The following is a 22,672-nucleotide window of genomic DNA, read 5'->3' as shown; positions in this document are numbered from 1 at the left end:
CCACAACTTAATTTCTGATTAAAGATAACTGGTAGTAAAATTACAGAATCCAGTAAACATCTGCAACAGATAATCGGACTTAACTTGTTTAAAGTCAAAAAAAAGCGACGCTTTTTTTAACAATTCTTCGCAAATGTTCGTTTTTTAAACTTTTACTGAATCTTCTGTAGTCCAGTTGGCGTAATATAACTTGCGAGATAAGTACTCGTATCAAATTCATTACACATGGTGTCCTGGTGAGAAAGTATGTGCTACAACTGTTACGAGAAGCAAGTTTTTTGCTAAAAAAGTCAATGCCCAAAATAGTAAAGAAGGAACCGAAATTCGTGGAACAAAGCGGAAAAAAAGTAACGAAGTCTGATGAACAGTGGCGTGAGCAGTTATCTGACGAAGAGTTCCGTGTCTGTCGAGAGCAAGGTACAGAGCCGCCGTTCAGTGGTAAGTTACTGCATAATAAAGAGACTGGCGTTTACGCTTGTACGTGCTGTAATGCCCCTCTATTTATCTCGGATAACAAGTACGACTCTGGTTGTGGATGGCCGAGTTTTGATGCACCTCTTAATAATGAAGCAATACGCTATTTGGAAGATCTAAGTCACGGAATGGTTCGTACGGAGATTCGTTGTGCGAGCTGTGATAGCCATTTGGGTCACGTTTTTGAAGACGGTCCGAAGACCACTGGCGAGCGTTATTGTGTAAATTCGGTGTCGTTAATTTTCAACAAATCTGACGAATAATGACATTTTTGCTGTTAAGAGTGTTTTATCCTTTCATCGTACCGTTAGACCACTCATAATCACCAGTAATAGGAAAAAAACTCCCGGCTAAGCGGGAGTTTTTTGTTTACATGTCTTTAGGGATCATATCGGGCGAGTAACTGCCTTTGCGTATTGCCTTTGCAATCGTATCGGCCAACTTGTCCAACTTTTCGTATTGGCTCGGATCCTCGAAGTGGTACATACGCTGCAACTGCTTTTCATCCGCTAAAGGTACATCAAATCGTTTGGCAACCATCGCCCATAAGTACGCCTGCTTTTTCTCGCCTAAACCTTGGTTAATGCTTGCCAGTGATTTAAGTATCACAGGGTTTAGGTTGTCTTTGTTTGACAGAGCCAAAGCATTATTGAGCAAGACTAGCGTTTTTTTTGCGTCTCTATTGGTATAGAAAGTGGCTAAGGCATACTGCATTTCTGCAGTATTTAACTGGGGTGTGCCTTCCATTTGTAAAAATTGACGACGTGCTTGTGTATCGCCCGTTTGTGACCAAAGAAAATAGAGCGTCTCTGGTTGTTGAGAACCTTTCAGTTCTTCGACGATACGCTTGAGTTCATCTATGCTGTGTACCAAGGCATTAAAGCGTTGTCTTTTTAGCTCACTTTGATCGATAGGGGTGATCTGAGACGCGAGCTCCAAACATTTGCGATAATCAGCAACGATGCTGTATTCGGTAATTTGGTTTGCTTCTGATGGGTTTTTCAGTAGCTCAAAACGGTGCCAAATTAATTTGGTTCTAGGAATTCGACATTGACCGTCATCCATATTGAGGTTTTCACAACGGAGCTCTGGCGTTTTTTGACACAACTCTTCTGTTGTAACGTTGCCTTCAAAACAGCCCGTCAAAGTAAGGGTAGTGAGGCTGGCGAGTAACCAGTATGTTTTTTTCATGGTTTTGCTTGTGATCCGTTACACCAATTCATTTTCGTGTTCTTGACTCAGTTTCTTAACCCGTTATGTTCTGTAAATAGAATGTAATAAGAAGGTACATTATGGACGCAGAACAACTATTAAAAGCGATAACTCCAGAAGTTTATGATCGTTTGGTTTATGCAGTAGAAACGGGAAGATGGCCTGAGGGTACAACACTTTCTAAAGAGCAGCGAGATTCGTGTATGCAAGCTGTGATGTTGTATCAATCAAAACACAATACCGAGGCGCAACATATGACGGTTGCGGCTGGTGGTGAAATCAGTTTTAAGTCTAAACAGGAACTGAAAAAACAGTTCAATACCGATGAAAGTGACATTGTTCGTGTAAACCCGAATCTCGATTGATTCTGTCACTTCATGCCAAAGTAAAAAGCCCAATCAATATTGGGCTTTTTTTATATTCGAAGAAGCGATTACAGGCTCATTTCGCCACGCAGTACTTCCTGCATTTTCTCTTTTACTTCTTCGTAAGACAGGTTTTGGCTCAATAAGAAGTGCAGTTTTGCGAGCGCCGCTTCTGGCGTCATATCGTAACCGCTAATTACGCCTGCATCTGCCAACGCACAGCCTGTCGCATAACCGCCCATGTTGACTTTACCAGCCAAACATTGAGTAAGGTTGACCACAATAACACCACGCTCAGAGGCTTCTTTAAGATGGCCTAGTAGTTCTGGGTTTTGCGGAGCGTTACCCACACCAAAGGTTAGCAAAATCATTGCATTCACTGGCTGAAGCAAGGTATTGCGGATAACTTCATGCGAAATACCCGGATACATTGTGATCACTCCGATTGGTTGAGGAGTAATGTTGTGAACTTTGAACTCACCTTCAGGTTGCGCGTTCACCTTGATGCTGTTGCTAATCTGAATGTTGATGCCCGCTTCCAACAATGGCGGCAAGTTTGGTGACGTAAATGCATTAAAGCCGTCAGCATGAGATTTTGTGCTGCGGTTGCCACGCATCAACTGATTGTTGAAGAATAAGGTGACTTCGTTGATTGGGTAGTTTGCTGCGATGTGCAGAGCATTTAGTAAGTTTGCTTGACCATCAGAGCGCAGTTCAGCCAAAGGAATTTGAGAACCAGTAACGATAACTGGCTTACCCAGGTTTTCTAGCATGAAAGACAAAGCCGACGCGGTGTAAGCCATCGTGTCAGTGCCGTGCAGAATAACGAAACCATCGTACTTGTCGTAGTTGTCACGAATGTCATCAGCGATTTGTTGCCAGTCTGCTGGTGTCATATCTGATGAATCGATAAGAGGATCATATTCGTGGATAGTGTATTCCGGCATCTCTGGACGGTGAAATTCCGGCATGCTGGCAAGCTGTTTTTCCATAAAGCCAGCGATTGGAACGTAACCGTGGTCCGATTTTAGCATACCGATGGTGCCACCGGTGTAAGCGATGTAGATGTGTTTTCTAGTCATCGTTTTTTCTTTCATGTAGGGGAACAGAGGCGGGATTATATACCTAAATAACCTTGAGATGCGAGGCTCGGCGCACAGCATATGAAAGTCATCTGAGGAGATGTTGAGCTCAATAAAAAAAGGGCATCTCACGTAGAGATGCCCTTTGTATTTCTTACTGAAAATCTACTGTACTTGGCAGTTCAAACAGAAAGCGTATTGTCCTTTCGGATCGTTAAAGCTTTGAAGCAGACTTGCATCTTGTTCGAACTGTTGAGCCACAGGTTGAAGGCTCTTTGGCAGAAGGCTTGTTGCGTCAACACCAAGGGATACTTTCACCTGATTCATGAATTCTTGTAGGAATAGTTCTGTTGGTGACAATGGCTCTTCAACCCAGTAAATCCCGTAATCTGTCACGTTCGCCAGCTTCGCAGCTAACTCAACGGCATCATCGAAGTCACCCATTTGGTCAACAAGACCGAATGATAAGGCATCTTGACCTGTCCAAACTCGGCCTTGCGCGACTTTGTCTACCTCTTCTACCGTCATACCTCGGTTTGAACCAACCAAAGAGATAAAGCGTTTGTAGCCATGCTCAATGCCTAATTGGAACGCTTGAGACGCGCCTTCAGACAAGCCAGTCGTAATGCCGTCGCCAGAAAACGGTGAGGTGCCAACGCCGTCGGTGTTGATACCAAGTTTGCTGAAGCCTTTTTCGAACGTCGTAATAACGCTGAAGATACCAATAGAACCTGTCAGTGTTGTTGGTTGTGCGACGATTTTATCTGCGCTCATTGAAATCCAGTAACCGCCAGAGGCCGCTAAGCTCGACATCGAAACTACAACAGGTTTGCCTGCTTTTTTTAGCGCTTCCACTTCGTTGCGAATCACTTCTGACGCAAACGCACTGCCACCAGGGCTGTCTACGCGAAGCACGACTGCTTTTACCTTCTCATCGTTACGCGCTTGACGCAGTAGACTTGCAACCGTGTCACCGCCTACTGTTCCACGAGGTTGTTGACCATCCATGATGGCGCCACTTGCAACAACAACAGCAATATCATGGTTCGCGAGTGTGTAGTCTGGGCGAATCGTCGCTAGGTAGTCGTAATAACTAATGGCGTTGTAACTGTCTTTACCATCGCTACCAAATTCTTTGGCGAATAGGGTACGAATATCTTGGCGTGTCGCCAATTCATCAACTAACCCCATTTTGACTGCCAATTGCGCCAAATCACCATCCACAGATTTCATCTCGGTAAGCAGTTCTTCCATCGTTGGGTTTAGCACTTTGGCGTTGATGTTGCGGTTAGTCGTCACGTCATCGACAAACGCGCTCCACAACTGAGTGACCCAGCGAGTGGCAGACTCTTTTGCCGCATCCGACATGTTGTCACGAATAAACGGTTCGATAGCCGATTTGTAAGTACCGACTCGGAAAACGTGAGTGGATACGTCTAGCTTCTCTAGCAGAGTTTTGTAGTACATAGAGTAAGCGCTGTAGCCCTTAATCAGTACGCCACCATCAGGCGCCATGTACACTTTATCGGCGTAGCTTGCTAAGTAATATTGGCTCTGATTGTAAAAGTCACCCACCGCGTAAACTGGCTTACCTGATGCCTTAAACTCGTTTAACGCTTTAGCAATGTAACGAAGTTTCGTTAAGTTCGTTTCTGGGAGATCGCGCAGTGCCAATACCAAGCCAGAGACTTTGGCATCGTCTTTTGCGTAGCGAATGGTGTCCACGATATCGAACAAAACGTTCTCTTTTGGCATCTCGTTACCTAAAAGAGAACCTGCAACTGAGTCCATTGGATTGACATAACGACGCTGTTCCACGATGGGACCAGAAAGGTTCATAACCAAAGCAGATTCTTTCTCGATAACAGGTCGTCCTTCGCCAGTGTAGGTAAACGCAAAGTAAAACACGGCGATCATCAAAAGGAAGATCAGGTTTGCCAACGCGAGTCTGATAAAGGTGATGCTTTTCCATATCCCCTTAAATATCAAACCAATAAATTTGAAGAGTTTTTTCATCTTGTCTCCATAACGAGATAGTCTTTCCCTAATCTTACAAAGTATGGGTTCTTATCTCTAAGATCTCAAAAGATAACATTTTTTTAGCTTATCACGCTCACTCAACAATTGGCATATTTTCGCGCGAGATTGATCGGTGTTACAAAAATGTAAACGCCTGTTTGATTTTTTGGTTTTCCGGACGTAGTCTGGTCAGACCATGATAATAAAAATGGATGTTTAGTGATGTCTGCCATGTACCCTAATTTATTAAAACCACTGGACTTAGGTTTTACACAATTACGAAACCGAGTCCTGATGGGATCAATGCACACAGGCCTAGAAGAGCACAAGGAAGGATTGCAAAAGCTCGCCGCGTTTTATGAAGAGCGCGCGAAAGGTGGCGTCGGGCTTATCGTGACCGGCGGTTTTTCACCGAATTTACGCGGTCGTCTGCACCCGTTAAGTGCGGAGTTTAGTAAGCCAAAACACGCAAAGGCGCACCGAGTAGTCACCGATGCTGTGCACAAGCATGGTGGCAAAATTGCGCTACAGATTTTACATGCTGGGCGTTATGCGATGCACCCGTTTGCGCAGAGCGCCTCTGGCATTAAAGCGCCGATCGCGAAGTTTGCGCCGAGTGAAATGAGCGAGCGTCAGATCAAAAAGACCATCGATGCATTTGCCAATAGCGCTGAACTCGCTCAACTTGCCGGTTATGACGGCGTGGAATTAATGGGCTCAGAAGGTTATTTGATCAATCAGTTCCTTTGTAAGCGCACCAATATGCGATATGACGATTGGGGCGGCAGTTACAAAAAACGCATGCGCTTCCCGTTGGAGATAGTGAAAGCTGTACGTAAAGCGGTGGGTGAGAAGTTCATCATCATTTTCCGCCTTTCGATGCTGGATCTCGTCGAGCAGGGCAGCACGTTTGAAGATGTAATTGAATTAGCCAAAGGATTGGAAGACGCGGGCGTCACCATTATCAACACTGGTATTGGTTGGCATGAAGCACGTATTCCGACCATTGCAACGCAAGTACCTCGCGGTGCATTTACATGGGTAACCGAGAAGGTGAAACCGCACGTTTCTGTGCCAATTGTCACCTGTAACCGAATTAACACTCCTGATGAAGCAGAGCGAATCCTTGCTTCTGGTCAGGCGGATATGGTGTCAATGGCTCGCCCGTTCTTGGCGGATCCATACTTTGTCGCGAAGGCAGAACAAGAGAAAGCGCAGTTTATTAATACGTGTATCGGCTGCAACCAAGCGTGTCTGGACAACGTATTTAAAGGTAAGCGCGCTAGTTGTCTCGTCAATCCACTTGCCTGTTACGAAACAGAAATTGTGGTTGAACCAACGTTCAAGAAGAAAAATATTGCCGTTGTAGGCGCAGGCCCTGCTGGTTTAGCTTGTGCGACGACTTTAGCTGAACGTGGTCATAAAGTTGATCTGTTTGAAAAGAACGACCGAATTGGTGGGCAATTCCGCTTAGCGATGCAAATCCCGGGCAAAGAGGAATTCAGAGAAACGATTCGATACTTTGCTAACCGAATTGATGAAACGGGTGTAAATCTGCATTTGTCTACGGAAGCGAACTACGACTTGCTGACAGAGTACGATGAGGTTGTGATGGCTTCTGGTGTTGAACCTCGTAAGGTCAATATCGAAGGTATTGATAATGCAGGAAAAGTGGTGGATTACCAAACGCTGATTCGTGACAAAACGCCTGTCGGTGAAAAAGTCGCCATTGTTGGTGCTGGTGGTATTGGTGTTGATGTTGCGACAATGATTACCGAGCCAGCTGGGCAAACGTTGGATGATTGGCTGCATGAATGGGGCATTGATAAAGAAATGTCGCAACCAGGTGGACTGTACCCATACCCAGACGCGGTGAGTGACAAAGAAGTGTGGGTGCTTCAACGTCGCAAAGGTCGTGTTGGTAAAGGACCGGGTAAAACGACAGGGTGGATCCATAAACGCACATTAGAAAAACGCGGAGTGCATCTGCTTGGTGGCGTGTCTTATGACAAAATTGATGACAACGGTTTACACATTCATGTAGATGGTAAGGCGCAGCTTTTAGAGGCTGATAAAGTCGTTATTTGTGCGGGACAGGAATCAGTACGTCCGTTTGAAGACAAGTGGTCTGAACTTGGTGAAAAACTGCATATCATCGGTGGCGCTGATCATGCCGGTGAGTTGGATGCAGTACGCGCAATTCGCCAAGGCGTAAAACTTGCTGTGAAGCTATAACATCAAGCTTTATATGACTCAAAAGCTGCGTGTGATGCGCAGCTTTTTTGTTTCTGTTGCTCTCGGTTTGTGTGAATCATCACGATAATCCCTAAAAAACAGATTGTTATTCGAGTGAGAGGATTATGCTAAAGTGAGCAGCAAAGAAAATAACAGTTAGATTCAATAAGGACTCGCTCATGGAAGCTCTCGATCTTTTGCTTAACCGTCGCTCTATCGCCAAATTATCTGCGCCAGCACCAGAGGGCAAAGCGTTGGAGAATATTATTCGTGCAGGTCTTCGTGCTCCTGACCATGCGGGCTTAACCCCTTGGCGTTTTGTGATTGCTCAAGGTGATGGTTTGAAGAAGCTATCAGATATTTTGGTGAAAGCCGCGATTGCAGACCATAGTGATGAAGCCGTGATCGAAAAAGTGAAAAATGCGCCGTTTCGTGCCCCAATGGTCATTACCGTGATCGCGAAAGTAACCGAGCATGAAAAAGTCCCTGCATTGGAACAATATCTTTCTGCGGGCTGCGCTGTTCAAGCAATGCAAATGGCGGCGGTTGCGCAAGGTTTCCAAGGTTTTTGGCGTTCAGGTAAATGGATGTTCCACCCTGAGGTACATCAAGCATTTGGCCTAGAAGGTGAAGATGAAATTGTTGGATTTCTATACCTTGGTACACCAGGTTGTACTCCAATGAAAGTGCCAGAGCGCGATTTGTCTAAGTTTGTTGAATTTCAATAAATACATACCTAGATAACGCTTACTGTTCATTTATACAGTTTTTCCTTGATTTCTTAGGGCTACATTCGATAATGTGGCCCTAATTATTTTGATTTCCAAATCCTTATGTCTCGTCTGTTTATTGCTGAAAAACCCAGTCTAGGTCGTGCTATTGCGGCTGCTTTACCTAATCCCCAAAAGAAAGACCAAGGCTTTATCCGTTGTGGAAATGGTGATGTGGTGACGTGGTGTATTGGTCATTTGCTAGAGCAAGTTGAGCCAGACGCTTACGATGAACGCTACAAAAAATGGAACATGGCCGATCTGCCGATTGTTCCTCAGCAATGGCAACTTAGACCGAGAAAAAGTGCCAGTAAGCAGTTAACCGTGATTCGTAAATTGCTCAAAGAAGCAACTGAAGTGATTCATGCGGGAGACCCAGACCGTGAAGGGCAGTTATTAGTTGATGAGGTTCTCGACTACTGCAAGCTTTCCAAAACTAAGAAAGAAGCGACACAACGTTTGCTGATTTCTGACTTGAACTTACCTGCGGTGAAGCGCGCACTAAACTCAATGCGCAGTAATCGTGATTTTATTCCTCTGTCTGTTTCCGCTCTCGCGCGCTCACGGGCGGATTGGTTGTATGGAATGAATATGTCTCGCGCTTATACCTTGCTGGGACAAAAGGCTGGCTACCAAGGTGTGCTCTCGGTTGGGCGTGTGCAAACTCCGGTTCTAGGGCTTGTCGTCCGTCGAGATGAAGAAATTGAAAACTTTGTTCCGAAAGATTACTTCACGCTGCACGCATTGATCCCGTATCAAGACCAAAATGGGGCGTTTGATATTCGCGCACGCTGGAAACCCAGTGAGGCTTGCAAACCATGGCAGGATGAAGAAGGGCGAGTATTAAATCGCAAGTTAGTCGAAAACGTCGCTAATCGGATCGCGAACCAGCCAGCGATAGTGAAGGAATCAGAGCAGAAGCAAACCAAGCAATCTGCACCATTGCCATATTCATTGTCTGCTTTGCAGATTGATGCAGCAAAGCGTTATGGCATGAGTGCGCAGCAGGTGCTAGATACTTGTCAGGCACTATACGAAAAGCACAAACTGATCACTTATCCGCGTTCTGATTGTCGCTACTTGCCGTTGGAGCATTATTCTCAAGCTGGAACGGTTACATCCGCTATTGTAAACAACGCCAAAGAACTGCAAAGCGCAGTGAATGGTGCCGACTTATCGATTAAGTCGAAAGCGTGGAATGACAAAAAAGTCGATGCTCACCACGCCATCATTCCAACGCCTAAGCAAGCCAACGTTAATGCGCTGTCTGGCAACGAAATGAAAGTGTATCAGCTCATTGCGCGCCAATATTTAATGCAGTTTTATCCTGCGGCTGTCTATGCCGAAGCGAAATTGGTATTCGACATCGCTGGTGGCATTTTCATCGCTAAAGGTCGTCAACTTGTTTCGTCGGGGTGGAAAGCGCTGATGGGAAAAACGGATAAAGAAGACGAAGGTATTGATGCGGTGCCACCGTTAAGTGAAGGCACGGTGTTAACATGTCGTGAAGGTGAAATTAAAGACCGAAAAACTGAGCCACCAAAACACTTTACTGAAGCCACTCTGCTGCAAGCGATGACGGGAATTGCTCGTTATGTTGCCGATAAAGAGTTGAAAAAAATTCTGCGCGACACAGATGGATTAGGTACGGAAGCGACTCGTGCGGGTATTTTGGATACGCTCTTTAAGCGTCAGTTATTGACAAGGCAAGGTAAATCCATACTCAGCTCGCAAGCTGGACGAGGGTTAATCAACGCATTACCACAAGATGCGACGTATCCTGACATGACCGCTCATTGGGAGCACCAACTTCAGGGGATGGCAGAAAGAAATCAAGCTTATCAACCTTTCATGCAGGCACTTGAACAGCGTATTGATGGGTTGATGAGCCAAGTAAAATCAGGGCCAATACCGGATTCTCTGCGCCACTTACCTAAAGTCGAACGTCCGGCGTTCAAGCGTAAAAAGCGAAGCTACCCAAAGAGTGGGGCATCGAAAGCGGGAGCCTCAAAGCGAAAGAGCTCTTAAACAAAAGCGGCGCATGATAGCGCCGCTTTTGCTTGTTGTTTGTGGTGGTGTTACTCAAACAGATCGCCGTGATTTTGAATGGCACCTCTTACATCATCTTGCGTAAGAACTCGTTTGCCCGAGACTTGTTTGACTTGCTTACCTAAATCGACCAACGCATCGCGATTCGCTTGTGTTTGACGTTTCCCTGCGCTTCTTAAGCAGTAGTTGAGTTCGTGATCTTCACTAAAATTCACCAGATCTCTATCCGCAGCCATGCTCACTCTCCTTATTTGTTTGATAGCCTTACTAAGTCTGGAAAGGAAACGCAGAAATTCAAGGTTGTCAGAGAAGTAGAAAGCATAAAGCTAACCTACCTCTCATCTTTTTATAAAATACTTACCAAGGAAGCGAAGTTCCGTCGTAATTGATGAATTGACCAGAGTGTTCAACGGTGCTTTGGTCAATAACTTGTGCCAGCCCTTGAGCTGATGTCTCTGCATCTATAAGTGCATTTGGCCCACCCATTGTGGTGCGTACCCAACCAGGGTGCAAAGCAAGGACAGTAAAACCGTCAGGCGTTAAGTCATTGCTTAAGCTTTTGACTACGGAATTGAGTGCCGCCTTTGACGAGCGATAAATATAGCCGCCACCCGATGTATTCTCCGTCATACTCCCGACTTTTGAAGAGATGCAGGCGATTTTTTTCAACTGTCCTTGTTGCAGTTGTGGATAGAGCGTTTCGACCAGTTTAAGTGGCGCTATCGTATTAATCTCAAGTACTTTACGCCATTCATCCACATCGGTGTTTCCAAACCCATAACCTTTAGGGCCGTAGTAACCAGCGTTGTTAATCAAAAGGTCGATAGGTGGCAGGCTCTGAGCAAGTAACGCGATTTTTGCGTAATCAGTAACATCCAGTTCATGCAAGCTCAAAGAGGAGTAACGTGCTCTCAAAGCTTGTAGTTCGTCACTGTCTGTGACGTTACGGCTAGTAGCGTGGACGTTCCACCCGCGTTCAAGATAAAGCTCTGTCAGACTCAAACCAATACCACGATTTGCGCCTGTGATAAAAACACTATGGGCCATTTTTAACTCTCTGGTAAGACACGTTATCAAACTATTGTGTTAGCTGAATGCGACAAAATCAACTAACCACCATGCACTAAACAACAGGGATATAAATACAGAGATAGCACAGAAGGAACCAAACAAAGCGCCTAGGACCGTAAATGTCGTTTTTTTCATCGTTGGAGTATGAAATTTAATTTTTAATGAAAATCATTATCAATTAAATTAATTTCTATTCAACCTTTGTAGTTGGTAATATTTCACAACGTTGTATGAAAAGAATGTCTCATGTTGCCACTGATATACCACCCTATATACTCAAAACTTGAATTGCCTGAAGGGCACCGTTACCCAATCATGAAGTATCAATATCTCTACGAAGAGGTACGTCGTGATGTGCAAGCTGAGTGGGTGCAGTTTTTTGAACCACAAGCACTGTCAATTGAAGCGATCAAGCGCGTGCATGATGCGGACTATGTTGACTTACTGGCACAAGGTAATATGCCCGCCGCTAAAATGCGTCGAATCGGCTTTCCTTGGAGTGAAGCTCTGATCACTCGAACTCTGACTTCAGCGGCTGGTACACTTCTGACAGCCGAAAAAGCGCTTGAACACGGTATCGCACTGCACTTAAGTGGTGGTTACCACCATGCTCACAAAGATTTTGGTAGTGGATTCTGTTTGTTCAACGATTTAGTGATTGCGGCTAAACACATGTTGGATAACGAGCACGTTGATAAGGTTTTAATTATTGATAGTGATGTTCATCATGGTGATGGAACCGCCACCTTGTGCCAAGAAGAGCCGGACATCGTGACGCTCTCTTTTCATTGCGATAAAAACTTTCCTGCGAGAAAACCACAGTCTGATTTGGATGTTCCGTTAGCAAAAGGAACAGACGATGAAACATTTTTGATGACGTTTAAAGAGGTGGTCGAGATGGCGTTGAATCTCCATCGTCCAGATATGGTGATTTACGACGCTGGGGTAGATATTCATCAAGATGATGAGCTTGGTTACTTTGACGTATCGACTCAAGCAATTTTTGAGCGTGATCGGTTTCTTTTTCAACTGATGAAAAACAGAGGGACTCCTGTTGCCGCCGTTGTGGGTGGTGGATATAGAACAAACCACGCAGACCTTGTACCTATTCACATGCAGTTAATAAAAGCGGCGACAGAAGTCTTTGCCTCATGATAGTTGAAGAAGGCAATTAGGCAGAACAAAGATCACTAACTTATTAGTGGTCTTTTGCTAAATGTGGCGGAGTGTTGGGCTTGTATTCAAGGAGGGATTTGTCCAAGTCCTTTCAAATCTGAATATACGAAAAAGCCCACTAATTTCTTAGCGGGCTTTTTCTAAATGTGGCGGAGAGATAGGGATTTGAACCCTAGATACGCTATTAACGTATGCCGGTTTTCAAGACCGGTGCTTTCAACCACTCAGCCATCTCTCCGTTGTTGACGCGAATAATATAAGGCTTTGAAAACCTTGTAAACCCCTAAATTATTCGTTTGAGTGTTTCCTGTTCGATTTTGTGTTGTTTGTTGCTTAAATAAACAAAAAAGCCCTCCATTTGGAGAGCTTTTCTATCAACTTTGAGTGCTCAACTATTCACTTTTAGAATAAAAACGCTGCAACTCGGTTAGGCCTTGCATAAGAACCGGCAGTTTAGGCGTTTCATCACGCATGCGCTTGTAGTTCTCATCGTATAGCTTGTAGTTCCCGAACTTATCGATCACGGTAGTTTGGTTATTTGTGATGAGAGCAAGTTCTCGAGTATCACCAGCAAGAATCCAACGGCGACGGCTTTCGTCAAATAAGTTACGACCACTGCTGTAATCGTATGGATTGGACGATACACCAAGCATATCTTGCAGTAGCGTAACTGAAAGGTCTAAATGGCTCGTGCTGTGATTAAACTCACCAGCCATCATACCAGGCCAATGGATTACCATAGGCACCTGCAATTGGTAACGACTGTAGTTACTGTTTGCGCCCCAGCTATTGGTATTGGTTTCGTTAAACTCACTGCCATGGTTGGAAGTGACGATAACAACGGTGTTTACCAATAATTGAGCGTCTTCAAGTGTTTTGATAATACCGCCGACTTTGTCATCCGCAGATTTCACGGCAAACTCATAAGCATTTTTGAAGCGTTCACTCGCCGACATATCTTCTTTCGAGTTCGATGGGATAGATTCAAAATTATCTACCGTAGTAACTTCGATGTAGCTGAACCAAGGCTGGTTCGCTTTTTCCGTTAGCCACATGTTCCAATCGGCGATAGATTGTTTATCGGTATGGGCTTGAGTACCATCCAGTTTTTCAGCTAGGTTTACGCCTCGGAAGACGATTTCTGAATAAAGGTCATCTTCAAAACCGCTGCCGCTAAACAAACCGAAGGTGTAGCCTTGATCTTTAAGTACATCAAGAAGTACAGGCGAGGCACCTTGTGCCTTGATGCTAGATGCGTAGCTCGTTGGTAAACCATAGAACAAGCCAAATGCACCATATGTATCATTGCTTGAGCTGTAGTGTTTACGGAAGTTTTGGTTTTGTTGTGCAAACTCGTAGAGGTTTGGCATTTCTTCTTGATTCAGCGCGTCTGCACGCAGGTTATTTACGCTGATCATCAACACGTTCAACTTGTTTACACGGCGGTTGAATTCAAGTTTTTCTAGTGGGTAGTTCACCAGCTCAACGTTATTTTCATTCTCCGCTAAGCGTTTTAGGTACTCTTCACGGTCAAGCAGACCATGTTTTTCCATAAAGCTTTTCGCCGTCATTGGGTAAGAAAGCGGGAAGTTTGAGCGTTGGCTCGTGATCGGATTATAGAAATAGGCATCAGCCCAAATGTAGACCAAATGGCTGGTCATAAAGCTCAAAAAGAACACGGCAGCCAGTGGACGACCAACGTGTTTGTGAGACAGTTTGCGCTGTTTACGCCAAACCCATTCTGATAAGGCGAGCTGAACAAGGAATATCAGCGGCATCACAACAAACAGGTGTTGTAGATCCGAGCTTAACGCACTTTTATCGTCGCTGAATAACAGCTCCCAAACCACAGGGGTTAGGTGCAGGTTAATGGATTGGTATGCCTGGGTATCAATCAATAAGATTGTTTGTCCAACAGTGGCAAAGATCACTGCCACCAAACGGAATAACTTCCGTGATGGCAGGACAAACGTCAACGGGAACAGAACCAATAAGTAGAGAGCGAAAACAAGGAAGCCAAAATGGCCAACCCACGAAACCGCAAGATAGAACTGACCCAGCAACGTCTCGGGCCAAGGGGACTGAACAATGTAGCGTGTGCCTATCAACATCGAAGCTACGATGTTGAAGAATGCAAACCAATGACCCCAACCAACCAGTCGAGATACACGTTCGCCGTATGAGTTTCCGCTGTCTACCATGTATGTGTTCTATTTATCCGTTATTAATGTGTTTTTGGTGTTTCTAATGAAGACATCAGCGCCTGAGCAAATTTTTCAGCAATCAGTTTGCGTTGTGAAGCTGCAACACGTTGATTTAAGACATTCGTTGCGATATTTCCGGCAATCATTAGCGTCAATTCAGGAGAAGCGGCATGTTTTTCAAGAACCAAAGCGACTTCAGCAAGAATTTTCTCTACTTGTTCGTCAGTATATTTAGATGTAATCGGCATAAAGACTCTAATAATGATAGTAAAAGCGGCTTATGATAACCTACAATGCCCATCAACTAAAACCTTGTAGCAAGATAAAATCACTATGAGCCTTCATCTTTCAAACGTTATTCTGCATCAACTGTGCAAAAACGATCAGGACGAACTGGTTGTTAAACTTCGTTCAGCATCACTAGAAAACGATGCTTCAACTGAAAATCTCGTCGCAGAGCTCCATCGAGTATTCCATTCTAAAGTTGGTAAAGGTTTTGGCTCTTTCCAGTCAGACAGCGAATTTCAATTTTGGCTTCAAGAAATGCGCAAAGGAGAGCGAGATTTTTACGACTTCTCACAAATTAGTGCAAATCGCCTGAAAGAAGAACTGATTAAGTACCCATTTGCGGATGAAGGCATTTTGGTTTTTGCTGAGTACCAAAGTTTAGCAACAGATTATCTTTTCATTGGTATCTTGCCGATGAACCAAAGCCTGAAAGTGACTGAGGGTTTGGACATCAGCGCGACGGACTACCTCGATATCACGAAGATGGACATCGCGGCGCGCATTGACCTTTCGAGTTACGAGACGGATAAAGAATCTAACCGTTACCTACAATACATCAAAGGGCGTGTTGGTCGTAAAGTCGCTGACTTCTTCCTTGATTTTCTGCAAGCCGATATTGGCTTAGACACGAAACAGCAAAACCTTGTGTTGATGCAAGCGGTGGATGACTTCTGTGCGGATTCTAAGTTGGAAAAGCAAGAAGTTAACGAGTACAAAAAGCAGGTCTATAACTACTGTAACGAGCAGATCAAATCTGGCGAAGAGGTTCAAATTTCTGAACTTTCTGGTGAGTTACCGCCAAGCCAAGATGGTACGAGCTTTATGGACTTCACCAAAGAGCAAGGTTACGAGCTTGAAGAATCATTCCCTGGTGATCGCTCAACGGTTCGTAAGCTGACTAAATATGTGGGTGCTGGCGGTGGTTTAAATATCAGCTTTGACAGCTTGTTATTGGGCGAGCGTATTTTCTACGACCCAGAAACAGATACGCTGACGATCAAAGGGACACCGCCAAACTTGAAAGATCAGTTAAGTCGTAACTAATTCTTATGAAGAGAGCCCTAGGCTCTCTTTTTTTATGTGAAGCAAGCACAGCCAGAGCTCAGAACATGGTATATGCTTGTAATTAATGGATTATATGAGGACTGAGCGTTGCATCAATTAAGAGCAGGGATTAAGCGGATTATTTGGTTCTTATTCATTTTGTGGTGTGTATTTTCTGCAACTCTTTGGTTTCAAGCAAAGCAGACGATGCAAACGCTTTCCACATTGAATGAACTCGGCAGTAAAGTTGAGGAAGTACGTAACTTCTTTAATTTTGAGTTGCCGTATCGAGTTAAGCATGTCGATCAAGTCTCACTCAAACTTCAGCTTGTGTACGCGGTTCGTCTTCAATTAGAAAGTGAGGTCTCTGATGCGAATGGGCCAGACGTCACGCAATTGCTTTATTCAACTGACCGATTTTTGGAAAGTGCACGCGCTTTTATTGGCAGTGATGGTGAGTTGGTATCGTTGGCGGAGCAACTGCACACCAGCCGAGGTGCGGAAAACAACTCGCAGCAAATTGAAAACATGTATTACCGCTTGGGAGCCTTGGTTCTTGAATCGATTTTTAGCGATTCCAACACCAATACGGATACCTATCGCGAACTGGATTTACTGTTCATCGAATCGGATTCACTGTCGACAGGGGAGCGTTCTGCATTTCAACGTCGACTCGCACAAACCTCAAGTGTTCTTGCGGCGAATGCGCAGGGCAGTTATTTGGCGAATCAGTTATTAAAGCCAGATTTTCCTAATCAGTTGGTGTCGATGAAGGCTACGCTCGAACAAAAACTGGTTTCTTTTATCTTTTGGCTCATTGTCGTGAGCGGTTGTCTGTTGGCGGTGGTTTCATGGGCTGTCTTCTCTAAAAATGCGGTGGCGAATTCAAGTTCATCAGAGCCTGCCGTTTCTCAAACTGAAAACGCATCCAGTTCTTTAGAACACGAGAACAAAGCGCGTGAGTTGGCAAGTGATGCTCAAGCGAATAAAACGCAAGAGCTAACCCCTGATTCGCGACAAGAATTGCTGGCTCCGCAAGAACCGTTTATCGATATAAACAGAATGCTGGATTCGCTTTCTGGCGATGAAGGCGCTGTCCGAATGTTGCTCGAGGTCTTTATTCAAGATCATGCTGAAGATGGTTCTAAATTACATAAACTTCTAAACGAAGATATAGACAACGCACAGCGCGCGGCGCACAGCCTGAAAGGGGTGTCAGGAAGTTTAGGTGCAATGCCCCTGCATTACATCTCAGGTGAGATAGAATTATTGATAAAACAGGGCAAAGAAGTACCGGATAATAAGCTCTGTCAATTAAGGGATGTATTACAACAAACAACACTTTTCGCAGAGAAAGTTCTTAACAGTGAAAAGATACGAGAAGTGCTAACAGATTGATATTCCTCTGACTTAAAATGTTGGCGGTTGAGGTATTAAAGGCGCGTTCGAACCTACACTTGGGTTCCGCTTAATTCCTGTTCTATACAATTTGATAAAGGTAGCTTCATGTCCATTCGTCGATTATCGTCACTAATGGTTTTGTGGTTGGTTACCACTCTTTCAGGGTGTTCCCTGTTAGAAGTGAAAATTGACAGCCAGACCGTTCCTCTCACCAAGCAAGAGCTTAATATGCGCATTTTAACGCGCGAATATGCACTTCAATTTTTTGCTCAAGTTGAGCAAGCCGCCGATGTGCTTCAAGAGCAGTATGACCCCAATGATAAAGTGAACCAGTCTTACGTCCTGCTGTGGAAGATCAATGCAGAAGAAGGCTTGCAAGCAGCAGCATATCAAGTATCACCAATGGCTGCATTGATTGATACGTGGGTGTTCACTCATCAAATGAACCAGTTTTATGCAACGGGCGCTGGCCGTGACATTTTTGCTACGGATGAAGCCAAACAAGTCTCGGCACACTTAGCCAATGAGGTAGACCAGCTCGCTCAATCACTGTTGAAAAAAGAGGTTTACGATAAAACGAAGCTCTTTGTTGCTGACTTTGTTAGACAGTATCCGTTTGCTGATTTAAGCATGATTAGAACGCCCGCTTACCGTGCTTGGTTAGAAGCCAATCAAATCAGTGAGGAAGACGCGGTAACAACGTTGGGTACGATGCCGGAAGCATTGGGAGATGTATCCGATAGATTGAGTTTGGTCTCTGAACAAACGCCAAAGATCATGACTTGGAAGGCGCAGTTATTAGCGTTGAACAGTTCGGCAAGCATTGAGAAGGTTAATGCCGCTTTGAACAGTCTGCAAGTGACTGCTGACTCAATGAGAGATTTCATCGATAACAACCCAGAGTATATGCGTTATTTGGCTGAACAAATGGCGGTTGAACTGCAGCCTTTAGTGGACGACATTGATCAAAAAACCGAAGCGCGTTTGTCTCAGTTAGGTGAAGAGCGACAAGCATTAGAAGAAATGGTGGCAAGAGAGCGCCAAGAGATCGCTCTGATCATCACTCATGAACGTGAGAAGTTTGCTCAGGATATGGATAGAGTGTCTCAAGAGGTTGTGAATCTCGCCATGACCAAGTTGATAGAGTTAGTGAAGAGCACAATTGTCTACTTTATTCTGTTCATTGCTGCGATATTCTTCGCTCCGCTTGGTTTAGGTTATGTGCTTGGCAAGCGAGCGGCGGTGAAAACAAAAGTTAAACAAAGCTAACGTGTAGTTTAGATACAAAAAGAGCGCTAATGCGCTCTTTTCTTTGTCTTTCATTCGGAAGGGAGGTTCTTCCTAACGCTGCGAAGTTAAGCCGTTTGCTGCTTTAATTCGCCTTCAGTTTGTTCAACTGCTTCTGCTGTTGGTTCGCATTTATCAACAAACCAACCCATGTAAGACGTGAAGATAGTCACAATAATACATACAAAGCTTAGCCACATGAATGGGGCGTAAGACAGCGTAGCAACACCCAAAATACTTGCCATGTAGATACCGTTGTCACTCCAAGGAACCATACCTGATGTTAGCGTGCCGCCAAATTCTGCGTTACGAGATAAGTTCTTACGTTTGTAGCCTAGACGGTCGTAATTCTTCGCACAGATTTTTGGTGTCAGGATAAGTGAAACGTACATCGCCGAACCAAACACGTTACCCATAAAGGCCGTACCGATTGTGCTTGTTGCCAGTGAACCTGCGCTTTGAACGCGTTTTTCAAACAGTTTTGCGATAGTTTCAAGCACGCCCACTTTGTCTAGCAGGCCACCAAAACCAAGGCCGAACACGATAACCGCTACCGAGCCAAGCATTGAAGACATGCCGCCACGGTTAAGAATCGAGTCGATGAAATCTACGCCAGATGAGATTGCAAACGGAGCCCAAGCAGTGTTGAACGCAGTCAGGAAGTCCACATCTTGAATCATTACTGCCCAAATAATACCTAGCAGAGAACCAAAACTGATCACTGGGAATGAAGGCATACGCATTGCTAGAAGTGACAATACGATGATCACAGGAACAAATGAGTAAGGCGTGATGTAGAACTGCTGTTCCATCGCTTTAATCACTGAGTCCACTTGGCTCATGTCTACTTGACCTGCGTAGTGGAAACCAAAAGCAGTAAACATAATGCCAGTGATCACGTAGCTGATCAGCGCGATAGGCAGCATGCCTTTGATGTGCTCCATCACTTCAACGTTAGACATTGATGAAGCAAGAATCACTGAATCTGATAGAGGCGACATCTTGTCACCGAAGTAACAACCTGAAAGTACTGCACCCGCTGTAATTGGGGCAGGAACGCCAAGACCTTGGCCAATCCCCATCATTGCGATACCTGCGGTACCTGCTGCACCCCAAGATGTGCCGGTTGCCAACGCAGTCAATGAACAGATGATCATTGTTGCTAGCAAAAAGATAGAAGGGTGGATGGCTTTAAGACCGTAGTAGATGATGGTTGGTACGATTCCGCCTGAAATCCAAGTGCCGACAAGTGCACCAACGGCAAGGAGAATCAATACTGCACCCAGACCATTAGAAATACCGTTAAGCGCGGCTTTTTCTAAGTCTTTGTACTGATGACCAAGTTTAAGACCCAATAGCATGATGATAAACCAGCCGATGTACAGCGCGAGCTGAATTGGCAGGTCTAGCTTGGCAGTAAAGGAAAATGCCAGAAGTAGAAATAAACCTAGCGAGATAAATACCTGTATCAAGCTAGGAAGGCGTGTTGTAACTTGCTTCATATGTGCCTCTGTCAATCTTGGAGCAATAGAGGAAGGCGCTCCTTGTTGTAATGGCGCATAACATACATTAACAAAAATTATATTTCGAATATTTGGTGTTTTATCTTGATGTTCGTCGGCTAAAACGTTTGCTTGTAAAATTAACTGCCAATTAATTTTAAAATCTATGTATTTAAATGTTGTGTGATGTGAATTTATTGTGCTTCAGTTGTTGTTTTCTCACTGAGTGGTAAGACCAATACGCTCGGAGTAGGGGATTTCCCTACTTGTTAATCGAGGCGTAAAGGCAGCAGAAATAGTTCGAAATTACGGCTAACGTGAATTTTCTCGGTAAAAGGGTAAAAATTGACCTCATTTACAAATTAGGGCTTGAGATTTTTCTGCGAAAAATGAACTATGGGGTAGGTTTAATTTATTACATGGAGAGTTATGCGATGAGAGTAGGTTTAGTTGGTTGGCGCGGCATGGTCGGTTCGGTTCTAATGCAGCGTATGGTCGAAGAAAAAGACTTTGACTTGATTGAACCAGTTTTCTACAGCACTTCTCAAGTAGGTATCCCTGCGCCTAATCTAGGAAAAGATGCAGGTATGCTTCAAGATGCCTTTGATATCGAAAGTTTAAAACAACTTGATGCGATCATTACGTGTCAAGGTGGCAGCTACACTGAAAAAGTGTACCCAGCACTTCGTCAAGCAGGCTGGAAAGGTTACTGGATTGATGCAGCTTCAACACTGCGTATGGCGGAAGATTCGATCATCACGCTAGACCCTGTGAACCTAAAACAAATTCAACATGGTATTCATGGCGGCACGAACACCTTTGTAGGTGGTAACTGTACCGTTAGCCTGATGCTGATGGGTCTTGGTGGCCTGTTTGAAAAAGGGTTGGTGGAATGGACCAGTGCGATGACTTACCAAGCGGCTTCTGGCGCTGGCGCGCAAAACATGCGTGAGTTGATCTCTCAAATGGGCGTTATCAACGATGCAGTAAGTTCTGAACTGGCAAATCCAGCAAGCTCAATTCTTGATATTGACAAGAAAGTTGCAGACACAATGCGCAGCGCGTCATTCCCTACAGACAAGTTCGGCGTACCACTAGCTGGCTCGTTGATCCCGTGGATCGATGTGAAGCGCGATAATGGTCAGAGCAAAGAAGAGTGGAAAGCGGGTGTTGAAGCGAACAAGATCCTTGGTTCTCAAGGCGCTCCAGTTCCTATCGATGGTACATGTGTGCGTATCGGTGCGATGCGTTGTCACTCTCAAGCTTTGACTATTAAGCTTAAGCAAAATGTGCCGATGGATGAAATCGAAGAAATCATTGCAACTCACAATGACTGGGTGAAGGTGATTCCAAACGATCGTGACATCACGGCTCAAGAGCTAACGCCAGCGAAGGTTACCGGCACTATGTCAGTTCCTGTTGGTCGTCTGCGCAAGATGGCAATGGGCGATGATTTCCTAAACGCGTTCACTGTTGGTGACCAATTACTTTGGGGGGCTGCCGAGCCACTGCGTCGTACGCTTCGTATTATCCTTTCTGAAAAAGCGTAATCTGCAAAACTTCGTAAAAAGAGCTCCTATTTAGTAGGAGCTCTTTTTTAACCTTCTATTTTAACCTTCTATTTTAACCTTCACCTCGAACCACTCTTTTGTCCGGGTCGGCCAACTCGCTTCCACAATGTTTACAGTAGATAGCGTCCGAGTCATGTCCAGCTTGAGAGCAATTAGGGCACTTCACCAGTACTTTGTGGGATTGCATCTCTTGATGTAGCTCAGCTGTAAATATCCCTGTCGGAACCGCGAGAATCGAGTAACCCAAGAGCATGGTTATAGATGCCAGCGCTTTACCTAAGTTAGTTTGCGGAACCAAATCTCCATATCCCACGGTAGTTATGGTCACAATAGCCCAATAAATACTTTTCGGAATACTGGTAAACCCGTTTTCTGGCCCTTCAACAATAAAAATCAATGAACCGAAAATCGTGACCAAAATGGCGACGGTTGTGAAGAAGATGAAGATCTTTCTGCGAGCCATTAGTAATGAGCGCAACAAAATGTTGGACTCTTGCAGGTATCTCACCAACTTCAAGATACGGAAAATACGCATCACACGCAGTGCTCTGATCACGCCCATGAAAGAGGCGGATGGGAAGAACAATACTAAGTAAGTTGGGATGATCGCCAACAGATCGACAATACCGTAGAAACTTTTTGCGTACGCCACCGGTTTTGGCGAGCAATACAGACGTAGCAAGTACTCAATGGTAAACAGGCCGGTGAAGGTGTATTCAAGGTACTTCAGTTCTTTTGCCCACTCAGCACGTACCGAGGGAATGGAATCTAGAACGAGAACAGCTAACGAGCTGATGATGGCAATAATAAGCGCGATATCAAAAGCACGGCCGGCTTTGGTGTGGGTGCCAAATATAGTGACGTAAAGTGTATTTTTTAGAGAGTGAGTCGTCATGACAAAGCGATCCATTGTTGAATCGCT

Annotated in this window: 19 protein-coding genes and 1 tRNA gene; 10 read left to right on the top strand and 10 right to left on the bottom strand. The window is 44.7% G+C overall.

Annotated features, from left to right (window positions below; translation table 11 throughout):
- Nucleotides 1-293 precede the first annotated feature (293 nt).
- Nucleotides 294-737, top strand: a complete 444-nt coding sequence (gene msrB, locus ACF8CV_RS23695; protein ID WP_011106032.1) for a peptide-methionine (R)-S-oxide reductase MsrB — start codon at nt 294-296, stop codon at nt 735-737.
- A 106-nt stretch (nt 738-843) separates the two neighbouring features.
- Here msrB and ACF8CV_RS23690 read toward each other — a convergent pair whose 3' ends face one another.
- The gene (locus ACF8CV_RS23690) at nt 844-1,665 is read right to left on the bottom strand and encodes a DUF2989 domain-containing protein (RefSeq protein WP_020841082.1); all 822 of its coding nucleotides are present in this window, start codon (nt 1,663-1,665) and stop codon (nt 844-846) included.
- Between the two features lie 101 nt (nt 1,666-1,766).
- Between ACF8CV_RS23690 and ACF8CV_RS23685 the strand changes: the two genes are divergently transcribed.
- Complete coding sequence (locus ACF8CV_RS23685) at nt 1,767-2,051, top strand: YeaC family protein (protein ID WP_017447818.1); 285 nt, start codon at nt 1,767-1,769, stop codon at nt 2,049-2,051.
- 68 nt (nt 2,052-2,119) lie between these two features.
- Here the strand turns inward: ACF8CV_RS23685 and ansA are convergent, their stop codons facing one another.
- Nucleotides 2,120-3,133: an asparaginase gene (gene ansA / locus ACF8CV_RS23680; RefSeq protein WP_005479567.1), complete on the bottom strand. Its 1,014-nt coding sequence runs from the start codon at nt 3,131-3,133 to the stop codon at nt 2,120-2,122.
- Between the two features lie 165 nt (nt 3,134-3,298).
- On the bottom strand, nt 3,299-5,149 hold the full coding sequence (gene sppA / locus ACF8CV_RS23675; RefSeq protein WP_025526832.1) for a signal peptide peptidase SppA: 1,851 nt from the start codon (nt 5,147-5,149) through the stop codon (nt 3,299-3,301).
- Between the two features lie 225 nt (nt 5,150-5,374).
- On the opposite strand from sppA, the gene ACF8CV_RS23670 reads away from it, so the two are divergent.
- From ACF8CV_RS23670 to ACF8CV_RS23660, 3 genes are all read left to right on the top strand, one after another.
- Nucleotides 5,375-7,387, top strand: coding sequence for an NADPH-dependent 2,4-dienoyl-CoA reductase (locus tag ACF8CV_RS23670; protein ID WP_031849985.1), 2,013 nt, complete (start codon nt 5,375-5,377; stop codon nt 7,385-7,387).
- A gap of 179 nt (nt 7,388-7,566) precedes the next feature.
- Nucleotides 7,567-8,115 (top strand): NAD(P)H nitroreductase, encoded by a 549-nt coding sequence (locus tag ACF8CV_RS23665; protein ID WP_005461733.1) that lies wholly within the window; start codon nt 7,567-7,569, stop codon nt 8,113-8,115.
- A 105-nt stretch (nt 8,116-8,220) separates the two neighbouring features.
- The gene (locus ACF8CV_RS23660; protein ID WP_138937871.1) at nt 8,221-10,185 is read left to right on the top strand and encodes a DNA topoisomerase III; all 1,965 of its coding nucleotides are present in this window, start codon (nt 8,221-8,223) and stop codon (nt 10,183-10,185) included.
- A gap of 50 nt (nt 10,186-10,235) precedes the next feature.
- Here the strand turns inward: ACF8CV_RS23660 and ACF8CV_RS23655 are convergent, their stop codons facing one another.
- Together ACF8CV_RS23655 and ACF8CV_RS23650 are read right to left on the bottom strand one after the other, a co-directional pair.
- On the bottom strand, nt 10,236-10,442 hold the full coding sequence (locus ACF8CV_RS23655) for a hypothetical protein (RefSeq protein ID WP_005461782.1): 207 nt from the start codon (nt 10,440-10,442) through the stop codon (nt 10,236-10,238).
- 121 nt (nt 10,443-10,563) lie between these two features.
- On the bottom strand, nt 10,564-11,253 hold the full coding sequence (locus ACF8CV_RS23650) for an SDR family oxidoreductase (protein ID WP_005461744.1): 690 nt from the start codon (nt 11,251-11,253) through the stop codon (nt 10,564-10,566).
- Nucleotides 11,254-11,523: 270 nt separating this feature from the next.
- Between ACF8CV_RS23650 and ACF8CV_RS23645 the strand changes: the two genes are divergently transcribed.
- Nucleotides 11,524-12,432 (top strand): histone deacetylase, encoded by a 909-nt coding sequence (locus tag ACF8CV_RS23645; RefSeq protein ID WP_138937870.1) that lies wholly within the window; start codon nt 11,524-11,526, stop codon nt 12,430-12,432.
- Nucleotides 12,433-12,600: 168 nt separating this feature from the next.
- Here ACF8CV_RS23645 and ACF8CV_RS23640 read toward each other — a convergent pair.
- The 3 genes from ACF8CV_RS23640 to ACF8CV_RS23630 form a co-directional block, all read right to left on the bottom strand.
- Nucleotides 12,601-12,691: transfer RNA gene (locus ACF8CV_RS23640), tRNA-Ser, on the bottom strand.
- A 154-nt stretch (nt 12,692-12,845) separates the two neighbouring features.
- The gene (locus tag ACF8CV_RS23635; RefSeq protein WP_015297072.1) at nt 12,846-14,654 is read right to left on the bottom strand and encodes a DUF3413 domain-containing protein; all 1,809 of its coding nucleotides are present in this window, start codon (nt 14,652-14,654) and stop codon (nt 12,846-12,848) included.
- Nucleotides 14,655-14,677: 23 nt separating this feature from the next.
- The gene (locus ACF8CV_RS23630) at nt 14,678-14,905 is read right to left on the bottom strand and encodes a YejL family protein (RefSeq protein WP_005461743.1); all 228 of its coding nucleotides are present in this window, start codon (nt 14,903-14,905) and stop codon (nt 14,678-14,680) included.
- A gap of 85 nt (nt 14,906-14,990) precedes the next feature.
- Between ACF8CV_RS23630 and yejK the strand changes: the two genes are divergently transcribed.
- The 3 genes from yejK (at nt 14,991) to ACF8CV_RS23615 (ending at nt 18,659) form a co-directional block, all read left to right on the top strand.
- Nucleotides 14,991-15,989, top strand: coding sequence for a nucleoid-associated protein YejK (gene yejK, locus ACF8CV_RS23625; RefSeq protein ID WP_025523405.1), 999 nt, complete (start codon nt 14,991-14,993; stop codon nt 15,987-15,989).
- Between the two features lie 207 nt (nt 15,990-16,196).
- Nucleotides 16,197-17,387, top strand: coding sequence for an Hpt domain-containing protein (locus ACF8CV_RS23620; protein WP_069522951.1), 1,191 nt, complete (start codon nt 16,197-16,199; stop codon nt 17,385-17,387).
- A gap of 108 nt (nt 17,388-17,495) precedes the next feature.
- A complete protein-coding gene (locus tag ACF8CV_RS23615) occupies nt 17,496-18,659 on the top strand; it encodes a hypothetical protein (protein ID WP_025505644.1) in 1,164 nt (387 codons plus the stop codon).
- Between the two features lie 86 nt (nt 18,660-18,745).
- Here the strand turns inward: ACF8CV_RS23615 and nhaC are convergent, their stop codons facing one another.
- Nucleotides 18,746-20,179, bottom strand: a complete 1,434-nt coding sequence (gene nhaC, locus ACF8CV_RS23610; protein ID WP_005479559.1) for a Na+/H+ antiporter NhaC — start codon at nt 20,177-20,179, stop codon at nt 18,746-18,748.
- A 434-nt stretch (nt 20,180-20,613) separates the two neighbouring features.
- Between nhaC and asd the strand changes: the two genes are divergently transcribed.
- On the top strand, nt 20,614-21,729 hold the full coding sequence (gene asd / locus ACF8CV_RS23605; RefSeq protein WP_005479551.1) for an aspartate-semialdehyde dehydrogenase: 1,116 nt from the start codon (nt 20,614-20,616) through the stop codon (nt 21,727-21,729).
- Between the two features lie 73 nt (nt 21,730-21,802).
- On the opposite strand, the gene ACF8CV_RS23600 is transcribed toward asd, so the two are convergent.
- Entirely contained in the window at nt 21,803-22,660 is an 858-nt protein-coding gene (locus ACF8CV_RS23600; protein WP_005461750.1) for an ion transporter, read from the bottom strand.
- Nucleotides 22,661-22,672: the final 12 nt, after the last annotated feature.

The organism is Vibrio sp. zbq_1 (genome assembly GCF_043102935.1).
Lineage (GTDB): Bacteria > Pseudomonadota > Gammaproteobacteria > Enterobacterales > Vibrionaceae > Vibrio > Vibrio parahaemolyticus.
This window is presented reverse-complemented; position numbering and strand designations above follow the sequence as displayed.